We start from the raw sequence: 13,629 nt of genomic DNA, 5'->3' as shown, positions 1-13,629 counted from the left end.
TACCGCGCCGGCCGGCTCTGGGCCACCGCGATGCGCAAGAAGGGCCGGGACATCCCGGCCGCCCTCGCCCACATCGAAAGCTCCGGCAGCACCCGCCAGGAAGCCAGCACCCTGCTCGCGGCGCACTCCTGAATCCAGTCGTCACCCATGGTGACTCAGGGCCGGCACCGGTGGATTCCGGCGTCCGGCCCTGAGTCATCAATCGCGTAGAATTAAGGCACTATGGCGAATTCCCCTGATTCCAGCAGCTCCACTCCGGCTTCCGATGCTCCGAAGCGCGGCCTTTTTTCCCGCAAGCCCAAGGAAGCAAAGGCCAAGAAGCCGAGCCGGCTGAAGCAGATCGGCGAGGTCTTCCAGATGACCCGCCGCCACGATCCCATGGTCCAGTGGCTCATGCTGCTGGCTTTGCTCGGCGTCGTGGCCGCCAGCCTCCTGGTGGGGTTCCTGCTGGACAACTGGGTCACCGGCCTGATCATCGGCATCCCGCTGGGCCTCCTGGCGGCAACCCTGATCCTTTCCCGCCGCGCGGAGCGCGCCGCCTTCGCACAGATTGAAAACCAGCCCGGCGCCTCGGGGGCAGCCCTTAGCACCCTCAAGCGCGGCTGGATCACCGAAGACCAGCCCGTCGCCGTGAACCCGCGCACCCAGGACGCCGTCTTCCGCGCCATCGGACGTCCCGGCGTCGTGCTTGTCAGCGAAGGCCCCAGCTCCCGGGTGAAGCCGCTGGTCGATGCCGAGCGCAAGCGGCTCGCGCGCATCCTGCCCAACGTCACCATCCACGTGATTGAAAGCGGCCGCGGCGAAGGCCAGGTGCCCATCAGCCAGGTGGCCAAGACGATGAACAAGCTGAACAACGAACTGACCAAGATCGAGGTCAGCGCGGTCTCGAAGCGTATTTCCTCGCTCGGATCGCGGCTGCCCATCCCCAAGGGCATCGATCCGTACAAGGCCCGTCCGGACCGCAAGGCGGGCCGCGGACGCTAGGCCTGACCTCGCTTCAGCCATGAGCGCAGAACGCCCCGGTATCGGCTCCTCAGGCCGGCAGCCGGGGCGTTTTCTTTGCGCGTTTTAGCTGGCCAGCCAGCCCCGCCCGGGGCGCCCGGCGTAGACCGCCCGTACATACACCGCCCTGAGGCCACCCTCAGACCGCCCGACGACGTCCGTGAGGACAGAACCCGGAGACACCCATGAAACTGCCCTCCACGCCTGCCATGATCCGCATCTTCCGGGTGCTGGCCATCGCCGAGGGCTTCAGCTGGGCCGCGCTGCTGGCCGGCATGTTCCTTAAATGGGTCACGCGGACCACCGAGCTTGGGGTGGAGATCGCCGGGCCCATCCACGGGGCGTTCTTCCTTTGCTACGGCATCGCGGCCCTGAGTCTCTGGCGCATGCAGCGCTGGCCGTTGAAGGTGGCGCTGTTCGCCGGACTCTCCGCCGTCTTCCCGTTTGCCACGGTGTGGTTCGAGCGCTGGGCCGGCCGGCACGGGCACCTGGGCATCAAGCCCGGGCAGCCGGCCGGCCAGCCCGCCGAGGCTCCCGCAGAGGAAACCGCCGGGGTTTAGCAGCCGCCGCAGGACCGCACACCGCAAAACGGCCCCGCGTCCCCGCCCATTTGACGCAAATGGCCGCTGCGCAGAGGTGCATAGAGGCCATTCGTGGCAAATTGCGGGTTTCCGGGCAGGACTGGCTGCGACCTGCCGCCGTCGGGGGCTACCTCCGGACAAGCACCGTGTTCAATGCCTTGTCGTGCAGGCCGCGGTGGTCCGGGTCGAAGATGACGGCCGGGATCACGAGGCACAGCAGCAGGGTGCGCACCAGCGCCGCAAGCGGGCCCGCCGGGCCGCCGCCCGGCCTGGTCACGTGGATGCCCAGGACACGGTGGCCGATGCTGTAGCCCAGGGTGCCGATCAGCAGGGCCTGCTCGGCGGCGAACACGGCCAGCGTTGCCCAGGGGTCGCCGGCGAAGGCGAAGTTGCTGATCAGCAGCGCAATCCCCCAGTCGATGCAGAGGGCCAGGATCCGCCGCCCGGCACGGGCGATGGAGCCCGGCCCGGATTCGGGCAGCCCCAGGCGCTCCCCCGGATACTTCGAAATGCCGGAAGTGTCCGGCCCGCTGAGCCAGGAGCCTATGTCTTTGCGATCAACCACGTTCCAAGACTATCGGCAAAGATCATGGCCGTTGGCCGGTCACATTGTGGACTTCCCCCGGCCACACTGTGGAACCGGATAGGCCACTGGGTGGACACCGGCTACCGTCGTAGGTGTCCGGGCATTCTGTAACATGCCGGAAACAAAGCGGACACGGTAGGGAAATCCCATTTCCCTAAGGTGGTAGCAGTTGCTAGCGGCCAGGAAACGGGGCAAACATTCGTGTTTCCCCGCTGTTGGTCTGCGCTGGACCACTTGGCCTGAGGGCCAGATATTTCATATGCGTTAGGAGCATAGATGTTCAAGAATGCGGACGAAGTCCTCAAGTTCATCAAAGACGAAGAAGTGAAATTCGTCGATATCCGCTTCACCGACCTTCCTGGCGTTCAGCAGCACTTCAACGTGCCCGCCAAGAGCGTCGACGCCGACTTCTTCGTCAACGGCCAGCTGTTCGACGGATCTTCGATCCGCGGTTTCCAGGGCATCGCCGAGTCGGACATGCAGCTCATCCCGGACGTGACGACGGCGTTCCTCGACACGTTCCGCATGGAAAAGACCCTTGCGCTGAACTTCTCGATCGTGAACCCCCGCACCGGTGACCCGTATCACCGCGATCCCCGCGGCGTGGCCGAGAAGGCGGAAGCCTACCTGGCCTCCACCGGCATCGCGGACACCGCGTTCTTTGCGCCGGAGGCGGAATTCTTCGTCTTCGACAACGTCCAGTACGAGTCCTCCCCGCAGGGCAGCTTCTACAAGATCGACTCCGAGGAAGCCCACTGGAACACCGGCCGCGCTGAAGAAGGCGGAAACCTCGGCTACAAGACCCCGATCAAGGGCGGCTACTTCCCGGTCTCCCCGACCGACAAGCAGGCCGACCTCCGCGACGCCATGTGCCTCGCCCTGGACGAAGCCGGCCTTGAGGTCGAGCGCAGCCACCACGAGGTCGGTTCCGCCGGCCAGGCCGAGATCAACTACAAGTTCACCACGCTGACCGCCGCCGCGGACGACCTGCAGAAGTTCAAGTACATCATCAAGAACACCGCTGATGCCTGGGGCAAGTCGGTCACCTTCATGCCGAAGCCGGTCTTCGGCGACAACGGCTCGGGCATGCACTGCCACCAGTCGCTGTGGACCAACGGCGATCCGCTGTTCTACGACGAGAAGGGCTACGCCGGCCTGTCCGACATGGCCCGCTGGTACATCGGCGGCCTGCTGAAGCACTCCTCGGCCGTGCTGGCGTTCACCAACCCGACGGTCAACTCCTACCGCCGCCTGGTCAAGGGCTTCGAGGCTCCGGTCAACATGGTTTACTCGCAGGGCAACCGCTCCGCCGGTATCCGTATCCCGATCACGGGCTCCAACCCGAAGGCCAAGCGCATCGAATTCCGCGCTCCGGACCCGTCCTCGAACCCGTACCTGGCGTTCGCTGCCCAGCTGATGGCCGGCATCGACGGCATCCGGAACCGGATCGAACCGCCGGCTCCGATCGACAAGGACCTCTACGAGCTGCCCGCCGAGGAAGCCAAAGACATCCCCAAGGCTCCCGGCACGCTTGAAGAGGCCCTGGACGCCCTGGCCGAGGACAACGAGTTCCTCCAGGCCGGCGGCGTCTTCACCCAGGACCTGATCGACACCTGGATCGAGTACAAGTACGAGTACGAGATCCGTCCGCTCTCGCTGCGCCCGAACCCGTACGAGTTCGAGCTCTACTACGGCGTCTAGCAAGATCGCCGGGCCGGGAACTTCCTAGTCCGCAAAAAGTCCGCAGGGACTGCCGGGAACGGCAGCCCTGCGGACTTTTTTGCTGTCTTCGCGTTGGTTGTCTTCGTGCTGTGCCCGGCCGGACCGGCGCTACTCCGCCGGGTGGTAATAATGCAGTCCCAGGAGCAGTCCGGCAGGGTCGGTAATGTAGCAGGCTTTGCCCAGCTGGCCGAGCTCGAAGGCGGGGACGACGATCCGTCCGCCTTTGGCCTCGACGTCGGCGAGGGTCGCGTCGAGGTCGGCGACCCGGATGATGGGGACGGCCCGCGGCTGGCCGTCCCGCGAGGGCAGGATTGCGCTGTCAACCCCGCCGGCCCCACCGTGCTGCGCCACGAGGTACTCGGGCGCGGCGAAGGGCTCCGGGTCCCAGCCGAACACTGCCCGGAAAACTGCGCCGACGCTTCGTGATCCGGGCTGTTGAGTTCGACAAAGTACACGGGTTCGGTCATTGCTCCACCTTCTGTTCGACTGCCATTGACTGTCTCTGGACAAGCGGCCGTGGCAGCGGCGGCCCGGCGCCGGTTCAGAACGCCCGGTACATTGTCCGCTGCGGGCCGGCGCCGCCGCCAAGGTATTGCCCGCGGTCCTCAAAACCGGCCTTGCGGTACGCTGCCTGCCCTGCCGGGTTGAGCTCGTTGACGGACAGTACGACGCCGGCCTGTCCCCCGCCCAGGGCCGCCGTCAGCCGGGCGGCCGCCCGGACGGCCGCCACCGCGGCGAGGGTGCCGAGGCCCTTGCCCTGCTGCCGGTGGTCGATCAGGAAGCCGCGGAGCAGCCAGACCGAATCGTCATCCGCCCAGCCGGACAGGGTGGCCGCGCCGGACTGCAGCGTGAGGACCCCGACCGCGGCGCCGTTGGAGTCCACGACGAACGGGTAGCGGGATTCCTCTTCGAGGGCCACCAGCATCATGCGTAGCGGATCGCCGACGAACGTCCGCTGCTCCGGGGTAACCTCAAGCTCCGCGATCTCCCCCAGTTTGACGGCCCGGGCGTCGTCATCGAGCTTCGCCAGCGGGATCAGCCACACATTTTCTGCCATGGATCGAGCCTACCCAGGTGCGGACGCGCGGAACTGCCGGAAGAAGCGGCAGCGGTCGTGCGGGTCAGGGCGCGGCGTCGGCCGGCGGGCCGGCGGGGTCCATCCACATGACTTCCCACAGGTGCCCGTCCGGGTCCTGGAAGCTGTGGTTGTACATGAAGCCGTAGTCCTGGGCCTCCTGGGACGGCGTGCCGCCGGCGGTGAGGGCCTTGCGGACCGTCTCGTCGACGGCCTCGCGGCTCTCCACGGAGAAGGCCATGATGGCCTCGGTGCTGCCGGTGGTGTCCGCGATGGGCTTGGAGGTGAAGGTCGTGAAGAAGCCTTCCTTGAGCAGCATCACGAAAGCGTCGTCGTTGACGATCATGCAGGTGGCATTTTCGTCGGTGAAGTCGGGGTTGAAGGAAAAACCCAGGGCGGTGAAGAACGCAACAGACTTGTCGAGGTCCTTGACGGGCAGGTTCAGGTAAAGTTGCTTGGCCATGCGCCCAAAGTAGCACCATGGCCCCCGGGTGTCAGCCCCGAACGCCCCCGTCGGGATGTCAGAGGACCTTGGACAGGAAGTCCTGGGTCCGCTGCTGCCGGGGGTTGCCGAAGATTTCCTCCGGACGGCCCTCCTCGCAGATGACGCCGTCCGCCATGAACAGCACCCGGTCCGCGACTTCCCGGGCGAAGCCCATCTCGTGAGTGACCAGCACCATCGTCATTCCTTCGCCGGCCAGGTCCTTGATTACTTGCAGCACTTCGCCCACCATTTCCGGGTCCAAGGCCGAGGTGGCCTCGTCGAAGAGCATGATGTCCGGGTTCATCGCCAGGGCCCGGGCGATCGCCACCCGCTGCTTCTGGCCGCCGGAGAGCGATGCAGGGCGGGCGTCTGCCTTCTCGGCCAGCCCCACGCGCTGCAGCAGCTTCAGGGCGGTGGCCCGGGCCTCAGCCGTGCCCTGCTTCTTCGACTCGACCGGTGCGAGCATGATGTTCTCGATCACACTCATGTGCGGAAATAGGTTGAAGTGCTGAAACACCATGCCGATGTGCCGGCGGACCTCGTTGATGTCCACCTTGGGATCGGTCACATCGAAGCCATCCACCGTGACGTGCCCGGCGGTGACGTCTTCAAGCTTGTTCAGGCAGCGCAGGAAGGTCGACTTGCCGGAGCCCGAGGGCCCGATTACGCAGACAACCTCGCCTTCGGCGACCTCGGCGTTGATGCCCTTGAGCACTTCGTTGGACCCGAAGGACTTTTTCAGGGCCTTGACGGAGATCTTGCTGGGTGCAGTGACTGCCGTACTCATTTGTTGAACCTCTTATCCGCGACGTTGGCCAGCTTGGTCAGCAGCATGATGACCACGAAGTACAGGACGGCAACGATCAGCAGGGTTTCGGTGATCCGGAAATTGCCTGCGTAGATCTGCTGGCCCTGGTAGAGCAGTTCGGCGAAGCCGATGACGAGCAACAGCGAACTGTCCTTGAGCATGATGATCAGCTGGTTGATCAGTGAGGGCGTCATGATCTTAAAGGCCTGCGGGACCACCACCTTCTGCATCGACTTGGCGTAGCCGAGGCCGAGGCTGCGGCTGGCCTCGAGCTGGCCCGGGTCCACGGACTGGATCGAGCCGCGGACAATCTCGGTGATGTAGGCGCCGGAGTTAAGGCTCAAGGTCAGCACACCCGCCACCCAGATGTCGATCGGCTGTCCGGTCAGCTGCGGGATGCCGAAGTAGAAGAAGAACGCCCACACGAGCAGCGGCGTTCCGCGGAAGACGCTTACGTAGGTAGTGGCGATGCCGCGCGGCAGCACGTTGGTGGAGATCTTCAGGAAACCCATGGAGAGGCCGATCACCATGGCGACAGCGAAGGAGATCGCGGTCACCAGCACGGTGTTGCCCAGGCCCTTCAGGAGGGCCGGGAAGCTGCTGGCCAGCAGATCCCAGAAGCTGGACTGGGCTGCCTTCGCGGGGTCTTTGAGGTACTTGTCCAGGATGGCCTGGTACTGGCCGTTGGACTTCATTTCCGCGAGGCCGGTGTTGAACGCCTTCAGCAACTCCGGGTTCCGGCCCTTGTTCACGGCGAAGCCATACGAGCCGCCTTTTTCCTTCTCCGTGACGGACTTCAGCCCGTTGTTCTGGCTGATGCCGTACGCCAGCACCGGGTAGTCGTCGAAGACGGCGACGGCGTTGCCGGACTTCACGAGCTCATACATCGTGGCCGACTGGTCCAGGGGCTTGACCGCGAAGCCGTACTGATCGGCGATGGACTTGGCGAACGTTTCGCCTTCGCTGCCGGTCTTGGCCGTGACGGTCTTGCCCCTTAGGTCCTGGTAGCCCTTGATCTCGGTGTTGGACTTAGCCACGGCCATCTGCACGCCCGACTCGAAGTAGGGATCGGAGAAGTCGTAGATCTGCTTCCGGGGTTCCGTGATGGACATGCCGGCAATGACGCCGTCCACCTGGTTGGATGAGAGCGCCTGCAGGGCGGCGTTAAAGCCGAGGGACTTGATTTCGACGGCGAATCCCTGGCTCTTGGCGATCTGGCGGATGATGTCCATGTCGATGCCGGTCAGCTCACCCCCGGCGTCGCGGAATTCAAACGGCGCAAAGGTGGTGTCCGTGCCGATGACGAACGTCTTTCCGGAAAGACTCGACGGCGCTGCGCCGGCCTGCGCTGCTGCGGCTGGTAATGCGGCGGCTGGTGGTGCTGCGGCGCCCGCGGCGCCGGCGGCTCCGAAGAACATTGCGGCAAGTGCCAGCAATGCTCCGATGACCGCGACGGTCCGTGGCCTGGCGGCCCCGGTCTGCTGGATTCTAGGCAAGAGTAACAACCCCTTGTTAATGGGCGGATAAGGTGCGGGCCGGGCTCAGGAGACCGGCAAAGTACTAATCGAGGTTACCCGCATTTTCCGGCGGACAGCGAAGAGCCCGAGGCGGCGGCCTTACTGCCCGTAGAACACCCGCTCGAAAACGGCCCGGGCGCGCCGGCCCAGCCGCAGATACTCCTCCTCGAGCGCCGCCGCATTGCCCTGCCCGTAGCCGCACCAGCGGGCCACCGCCTCGAGGTCCCGCCGGGAGGACGGCAGCAGGTCCGAAGCCCGGCCCGTCCAGACCACGTTGGCCGAGCGGATCCTGCTCGCCAGCCGCCAGGCGTCGAGCAGGATGGCCAGGTCCCCCGCGGCCAGGAGTCCCAGTCCGGCCGCGGCCTCCAGCGCCTCGACGGTGGAGGTGGTCCGCAGCTCCGGATGCCTCCCGGCGTGCTGGAGTTGGAGCAGCTGGGCCAGCCACTCGACGTCGCTCAGGCCGCCACGGCCCAGTTTGAGGTGCCGGGCGGGATCGGCCCCGCGCGGCAGCCGCTCCGCCTCGACCCGGGCCTTGATCCGCCGGACTTCCCGCGCGTCCTGCTCCGGGAGGGACGCAGGGTAGCGGATCGGGTCGATCAGCGCCACGAAGTCGGCGGCCAGGCCGTCGTCGCCGGCCATCGGCCGGGCCCGCAGCAGCGCCTGGGCCTCCCAGATGAGGGACCACCGGCGGTAGTACTCGGCGTAGGACTCCAGGGACCGCACGATGGGCCCGTTTTTTCCTTCCGGACGCAGGTCGGCATCCATCATCAGCACGCGTTCGGCCTGGATGGCCGGCCTGAGCGGCTGGGTCAGCAGGCTGGAGAGCCGCCCGACGATCTGGGCCGCCTGGTGCTGCGCCGCCGCCTCGGGCACTCCCGGCAGCCCGCGGTGCACGTACACGACGTCGGCGTCGGAGCCGTAGCCGATCTCCCGGCCGCCCTGCCGTCCCATGGCCACCACGAGCACGCGGGTCTTCAGGGGCTCCCCCGCGGCCACCACGGTCTCCGCGACGCGGAGCGCGCCCAGGACCGCGGCACGGTCCGTGTCGGCGAGGGCCGCGCCCACGTGGTCCTGGTCCAGCAGTCCTGCGCTGTCCGCAATGGCAATCCGGAGGATCTCCCGGCGCCTGATGAGGCGGATCAGCCGCATGGCGCTCTCGGGATCCGCATGCCGGGACATCTTCGAGGCGATCTCCTGCCACTGCGCCTCGAAGCCCAGCGGCGCCAGTTCCCTGTCCGTGCCCAGCCAGGCGACCGATTCGGGTGAAACCTCCAGGAGGTCCGCGATCAGCCGCGAGTTGGCGAGCACATGGCACAGGCGCTCGGCCGCCGCCGTCGAATCCCGGAGCATGCCCAGATACCAGTGGGTGGTGCCGAGCGCCTCGCTGACCCGGCGGAAGGCGAGCAGCCCGCCGTCGGGGTCGACGCCGTCCGCGAGCCACCCCAGCAGGATCGGCAGGAGCTGCCGCTGGAGCGCGGCGCGGCGGCTGACGCCGGCGGTGAGGGCCTCGATGTGCCGCATGGCGCCCGGGGGGTCGAGGTAGCCCAGGGCGGCGAGGCGGCCCTGCGCGGCTTCCGGGCTCAGCCGGGCCTCTTCGCTGCTGAGCGCCGCGGCGGTGTTGAGCAGCGGGCGGTAGAAGATGCGTTCGTGCAGTTCGCGGACGGAACGCTTGGTCTGGCGCCAGGCGGCGACCAGCGCGTCGGGCTTGGGCCGCTGCGCGGACAAGGGCCCCAGCACCGCCTTGGCCAGGGCGCGCAGCAGCTCCTCCTTGACCGGCATCAGGTGGGTGCGGCGCAGCTGGAACAGCTGGATGCGGTGTTCGAGCAGTCGCAGGTAACGGTAGTCACGGTCGAATTCGGCGGCGTCCGAGCGTCCGATGTAGCCCCCGGCGGACAGCGCGGCAATGGCCGAGGTGGTGTCCTTGCAGCGCAGCGATTCATCCGATTTTCCATGCACCAGCTGCAGCAGCTGGACGGTGAATTCAACGTCGCGCAGCCCGCCGCGGCCCAGCTTGATCTGCCGCTGCTCTTCGTCGGCGGGGATATGCTCGGTCACCCGGCGGCGCATGGAGCGGACGGATTCGACAAAACCGTCGCGGCCTGCCGAGGACCAGATCAGGGGGGCGACGGCGGCCTCATAGCGGGCGCCCAGCACGGTGTCGCCGGCGATGGTCCGGGCCTTCAGGAGGGCCTGGAATTCCCAGCTTTCGGCCCAGCGGGCGTAGTAGCTCTCGTGCGAGGCCAGGGTCCGGACCAGCGGCCCGGATTTCCCCTCGGGCCGCAGGTTGGCGTCCACTTCCCACAGTCCGGGTTCGCGGCTGGTGGACATGATGGCCCGCGAGATGCCGGCGGCCAGGGCCGTGCCGACGGCGTTCGCCCGGGAATCCTCGAGCCCGCCGGATTCGATCACGTAGATGACGTCGACGTCGGAAATGTAGTTGAGCTCGCGGGCACCGCACTTGCCCATGCCGATCACGGCGAGTCCGACGTCGGCCACCTCGGCGGCGCTGAACTGCCCGGCCGCTTCGGCCCGGGATACCGCCAGGGCGGCCTCGATGGCGGCACCGGCCAGGTCTGCCAGTTCAGCCCCCGCGGCGGGCATGAAGTCCAGCGGATCGGCGGCGCAGAGGTCTTTGACGGCAAGTTCCACGAGGCCCCGGCGGTAGGCGGTGCGGAGCGCCGCGTAGGCTTCCTGCCCGGACAGGGCCGCGACCGGCCGGGCGGTCTTGGGATCGGCCCGCACGGACTGGAGCAGGCGGGCCCGCAGCACCCCGGCGTCGGCCGCCTGCGGCTCCGGGCTGGCTGTCACGTCAAAGACGTCCAGGTGTTCCGGATGCCGGATCAGGAATTCGCCCAGCGCCTCGGAGGCCCCCAGCACCCGGTACAGCGGCTCGCTGGTCTCCGGCTCCGCCACGGCCAGTTTCCGCAGGTCCGGGTGCTTCTCGATCAGCCGGACCAGCGACTGCAGGGCGGTATCCGGGCTCGCGGCCAGCTGCAGCCCGGCGAACAGGGCTTCCTGGTCCAGGCCCTCCAGCTCCGGGGCAGCCAGGAACCGTTCGCCCTTTTCCAGATCGCTGAAACCGGCGGCAATGAGGCGACGGGCCAGGCTCACCGGGGCCGCCTAAAGGATGCCGAGGTTGCGCTGCAGCTCGTAGGGCGTCACCTGGAGCCGGTAGTCCTGCCACTCGGCGCGCTTGTTCCGCAGGAAGTGCTCGAACACCTGCTCGCCGAGGATCTGCGGCATCAGCTCGGACTCCTCCATGCTCCGGATCGCCTCGTGCAGGCTGGCCGGGAGCGGGTCGTGGCCCATGGCGCGGCGCTCGGCCGAGCTCAGTGACCAGATGTCATCCTCGGCAGCGGAGGGCAGGGCATAGCCCTCCTCGATGCCCTTGAGTCCTGCGCCCAGCAGCACGGCGTAGGCGAGGTACGGGTTGGCCGCGGAGTCGATGCCGCGGTATTCGATCCGGGCGGACTGGCCCTTGCCCGGCTTGTACAGCGGGACGCGGACCAGCGCGGAGCGGTTGTTGTGGCCCCAGCTGAGGTAGCTCGGCGCCTCTCCCCCGCCCCAGAGGCGCTTGTAGGAGTTCACGAACTGGTTGGTCACCGCGGTGAATTCCGGGGCGTGCTTGAGGATGCCGGCCATGAACTGGCGGGCCGTCGTGGAGAGCTGGAATTCGGCCCCGGCCTCGAAGAAGGCGTTCGTGTCGCCCTCGAAGAGCGAGAAGTGGGTGTGCATGCCGGAACCCGGGTGGGCCGTGAAGGGCTTGGGCATGAACGTGGCGTAGGTGCCCTGCTGGAGCGCAACCTCCTTGATCACCGTGCGGAACGTCATGATGTTGTCCGCTGTCTGCAGGGCATCCGCGTAGCGCAGGTCGATCTCGTTCTGGCCCGGGCCGGCCTCGTGGTGGCTGAACTCCACCGAGATGCCCACCGATTCCAGCATGGTCACGGCCGTCCGGCGGAAGTCCTGGGCCACGCCGCCCGGAACGTGGTCGAAGTAGCCGCCCTCGTCCACCGGCACGGGCGAACCGTCGGGCCCCGGCTGCTGGGACTTGAGCAGGTAGAACTCGATCTCGGGGTGGGTGTAGCAGGTGAAGCCCATGTCCGCGGCCTTGGCGAGGGTGCGCTTGAGGACGTTGCGGGGATCCGCGGCGGAGGGTTCGCCGTCGGGCGTCAGGATGTCACAGAACATCCGTGACGTCGCTTCGGTCTCGCCGCGCCACGGCAGGATCTGGAAGGTGGCGGGGTCCGGCTGGGCCAGCATGTCGGATTCGAACACGCGGGCCAGGCCCTCGATGGAGGATCCGTCGAAGCCCAGGCCTTCCTCGAAGGCGCCTTCAACCTCGGCCGGGGCCAGCGCCACGGATTTAAGCGAACCCACGACGTCGGTGAACCAGAGCCGCACGAACCGCACGTCGCGCTCTTCGATCGTCCGCAGGACAAACTCTTGCTGGCGGTCCATTCTGGCCTCTTTCCGGTTCTTTCGTTCGTGCCTCGGGCCCCTTCACACGGGGCGCCCACAGCTGCTCACGTCCACACTACTAAGCATTGCCGGCCATTGCTGGCGCAGCCGGTCCCTGTAACACAGCGTTAACACAGGGCACCGGGAAATCCCGCTCCAGCGCCCGGTGGGGAAGTGCCGGCCGCTCCACTGTGACGCGGTGTCCCGGCTCCGCCGGGCGTCCGGTAGCTTGGACGCGCCGCAGCGCATTACGCTCGTCTCATGTCCACAAGCATCAGCCCTGATCCGAGCACGCCCGCAGAAGTTGCAGCTCCTTACGGCAACGGCCCGGCAGCTGCCGCCGGCACGTCGTCGGACGCAAGCGCGACGGCCGCCGCCTCCCGCAAGCCTGCGGCGAAGATCCGCACGCATCATCTGCGCGACGCGAAGCTCAACGGGGAGCGCTTCGCCATGCTCACCGCCTACGACCAGTACACCGCGGAGATTTTCGACCAGGCCGGAATCGAGGTGCTCCTTGTCGGCGACTCGGCCTCCAACAACGTCTTCGGCAACGAAACCAGCCTCCCGGTGACGGTGGACGAGCTGCTCCCGCTGTGCCGCGCCGTCGCGCGCTCGGCCAGGCGCGCCCTCGTGGTGGCGGACCTGCCGTTCGGCAGCTACGAGGTCTCCGCCCAGCAGGCCGTGGCCACGGGCGTGCGGTTCCTCAAGGAGGGGCTCGCGCACGCCGTCAAGATCGAGGGCGGCAAGTTCTACGCCGAAACCGTCCGGGCCATGGTCCAGGCCGGCATCCCGGTGATGGCGCACATCGGCTTCACGCCGCAGAGCGAACATTCCCTGGGCGGCTACCGGGTGCAGGGCCGGGGAGACGACGCCGAGCGGCTCATCGACGACGCCGTCGCGCTGGCCGACGCCGGCGCGTTCTGCGTGCTGATGGAGATGGTTCCGGCCGCGACGGCGGCGGCCGTGGATGCCGCCGTCGAGGTCCCCACCGTCGGGATCGGGGCCGGCAACGCCACCACCGGGCAGGTGCTCGTGTGGCAGGACATGGCCGGCCTGCGCGGCGGCAGGATGGCCAGGTTCGTCAAGCAGTACGCGGATCTGCGGACCACGCTCAGCGATGCCGCGAAGGCCTACGCGGAGGACGTGCGCTCAGGGCAGTTCCCCGGCCCGGAACACTCCTTCTAGCCAGTTCCGGGCCTCAGTCGTCCTCGCCCTTGTCCCAGGCCTCGTTGCGGGCCTTGACCTTCTCGAGGGCGTGTTCGGCTTCCGCACGCGTCTTGTAGGGGCCGATCAGCTGGCTCCAGTCAGACATGGCGTCTTCTTCGACCTCATGGGTGTTGACGTTGTACCAGTACTCCGGCATCGATGCTCCTCGGTCTCTCGTGGTGTCGGG

Annotated in this window: 13 protein-coding genes and 1 pseudogene; 5 read left to right on the top strand and 9 right to left on the bottom strand. The window is 67.3% G+C overall.

Features of this window, described 5'->3' with window-relative positions; genetic code table 11:
• The 3 genes and pseudogenes from J9611_RS21885 to J9611_RS12155 all read left to right on the top strand — a co-directional run.
• Positions 1-132, top strand: a pseudogene (locus J9611_RS21885) (lipoyl synthase); the annotation flags it as partial.
• 90 nt (positions 133-222) lie between these two features.
• Complete coding sequence (locus J9611_RS12160) at positions 223-984, top strand: DUF4191 domain-containing protein (RefSeq protein WP_211880502.1); 762 nt, start codon at positions 223-225, stop codon at positions 982-984.
• A 203-nt stretch (positions 985-1,187) separates the two neighbouring features.
• A complete protein-coding gene (locus tag J9611_RS12155; protein WP_211880500.1) occupies positions 1,188-1,562 on the top strand; it encodes a DUF3817 domain-containing protein in 375 nt (124 codons plus the stop codon).
• Positions 1,563-1,710: 148 nt separating this feature from the next.
• Here J9611_RS12155 and J9611_RS12150 read toward each other — a convergent pair whose 3' ends face one another.
• Positions 1,711-2,148, bottom strand: coding sequence for an RDD family protein (locus J9611_RS12150; RefSeq protein ID WP_211880499.1), 438 nt, complete (start codon positions 2,146-2,148; stop codon positions 1,711-1,713).
• A gap of 297 nt (positions 2,149-2,445) precedes the next feature.
• Here J9611_RS12150 and glnA (J9611_RS12145) point away from each other — a divergent pair, with 297 nt between their 5' ends.
• Entirely contained in the window at positions 2,446-3,870 is a 1,425-nt protein-coding gene (gene glnA, locus J9611_RS12145) for a type I glutamate--ammonia ligase (protein ID WP_211880497.1), read from the top strand.
• 129 nt (positions 3,871-3,999) lie between these two features.
• Here glnA (J9611_RS12145) and J9611_RS12140 read toward each other — a convergent pair whose 3' ends face one another.
• The 7 genes from J9611_RS12140 to glnA (J9611_RS12110) form a co-directional block, all read right to left on the bottom strand.
• Entirely contained in the window at positions 4,000-4,287 is a 288-nt protein-coding gene (locus tag J9611_RS12140; RefSeq protein WP_211880495.1) for a VOC family protein, read from the bottom strand.
• A 145-nt stretch (positions 4,288-4,432) separates the two neighbouring features.
• A complete protein-coding gene (locus tag J9611_RS12135; RefSeq protein ID WP_211880493.1) occupies positions 4,433-4,948 on the bottom strand; it encodes a GNAT family N-acetyltransferase in 516 nt (171 codons plus the stop codon).
• A 64-nt stretch (positions 4,949-5,012) separates the two neighbouring features.
• Positions 5,013-5,429, bottom strand: a complete 417-nt coding sequence (locus J9611_RS12130) for a VOC family protein (protein ID WP_211880491.1) — start codon at positions 5,427-5,429, stop codon at positions 5,013-5,015.
• A gap of 58 nt (positions 5,430-5,487) precedes the next feature.
• Positions 5,488-6,237, bottom strand: a complete 750-nt coding sequence (locus J9611_RS12125; RefSeq protein ID WP_211880489.1) for an amino acid ABC transporter ATP-binding protein — start codon at positions 6,235-6,237, stop codon at positions 5,488-5,490.
• Entirely contained in the window at positions 6,234-7,676 is a 1,443-nt protein-coding gene (locus J9611_RS12120; RefSeq protein ID WP_211880512.1) for an amino acid ABC transporter substrate-binding protein/permease, read from the bottom strand. Before J9611_RS12120 ends, J9611_RS12125 begins: the two co-directional genes overlap by 4 nt.
• Positions 7,677-7,874: 198 nt before the next feature.
• Positions 7,875-10,886, bottom strand: coding sequence for a bifunctional [glutamine synthetase] adenylyltransferase/[glutamine synthetase]-adenylyl-L-tyrosine phosphorylase (locus J9611_RS12115; RefSeq protein ID WP_211880487.1), 3,012 nt, complete (start codon positions 10,884-10,886; stop codon positions 7,875-7,877).
• A 9-nt stretch (positions 10,887-10,895) separates the two neighbouring features.
• Complete coding sequence (gene glnA, locus J9611_RS12110; protein ID WP_211880485.1) at positions 10,896-12,236, bottom strand: type I glutamate--ammonia ligase; 1,341 nt, start codon at positions 12,234-12,236, stop codon at positions 10,896-10,898.
• Between the two features lie 261 nt (positions 12,237-12,497).
• On the opposite strand from glnA (J9611_RS12110), the gene panB reads away from it, so the two are divergent.
• Positions 12,498-13,421, top strand: coding sequence for a 3-methyl-2-oxobutanoate hydroxymethyltransferase (gene panB, locus J9611_RS12105; RefSeq protein ID WP_211880483.1), 924 nt, complete (start codon positions 12,498-12,500; stop codon positions 13,419-13,421).
• 13 nt (positions 13,422-13,434) lie between these two features.
• Here the strand turns inward: panB and J9611_RS12100 are convergent, their stop codons facing one another.
• Positions 13,435-13,599 carry an SPOR domain-containing protein gene (locus J9611_RS12100; RefSeq protein WP_211880481.1) on the bottom strand — a complete coding sequence of 55 codons (165 nt, stop codon included), beginning with the start codon at positions 13,597-13,599 and terminating at the stop codon, positions 13,435-13,437.
• Positions 13,600-13,629 lie beyond the last annotated feature (30 nt).

The organism is Pseudarthrobacter albicanus, assembly GCF_018224015.1.
GTDB classification, from domain to species: Bacteria; Actinomycetota; Actinomycetes; order Actinomycetales; family Micrococcaceae; genus Arthrobacter; species Arthrobacter albicanus.
Note: the sequence above shows the minus strand (reverse complement) of the source record. Positions and strands in the feature narration are given on the sequence as shown.

Coding starts and splice junctions, on each gene's coding strand:
- J9611_RS12160 (WP_211880502.1), top strand. CDS start 223: ATGGCGAATTCCCCTGATTCCAGCAGCTCCACTCCGGCTTCCGATGCT.
- J9611_RS12120 (WP_211880512.1), bottom strand. CDS start 7,676: ATGTTCTTCGGAGCCGCCGGCGCCGCGGGCGCCGCAGCACCACCAGCC.
- glnA (WP_211880485.1), bottom strand. CDS start 12,236: ATGGACCGCCAGCAAGAGTTTGTCCTGCGGACGATCGAAGAGCGCGAC.
- J9611_RS12135 (WP_211880493.1), bottom strand. CDS start 4,948: ATGGCAGAAAATGTGTGGCTGATCCCGCTGGCGAAGCTCGATGACGAC.
- J9611_RS12130 (WP_211880491.1), bottom strand. CDS start 5,429: ATGGCCAAGCAACTTTACCTGAACCTGCCCGTCAAGGACCTCGACAAG.
- J9611_RS12155 (WP_211880500.1), top strand. CDS start 1,188: ATGAAACTGCCCTCCACGCCTGCCATGATCCGCATCTTCCGGGTGCTG.
- J9611_RS12100 (WP_211880481.1), bottom strand. CDS start 13,599: ATGCCGGAGTACTGGTACAACGTCAACACCCATGAGGTCGAAGAAGAC.
- panB (WP_211880483.1), top strand. CDS start 12,498: ATGTCCACAAGCATCAGCCCTGATCCGAGCACGCCCGCAGAAGTTGCA.
- glnA (WP_211880497.1), top strand. CDS start 2,446: ATGTTCAAGAATGCGGACGAAGTCCTCAAGTTCATCAAAGACGAAGAA.
- J9611_RS12125 (WP_211880489.1), bottom strand. CDS start 6,237: ATGAGTACGGCAGTCACTGCACCCAGCAAGATCTCCGTCAAGGCCCTG.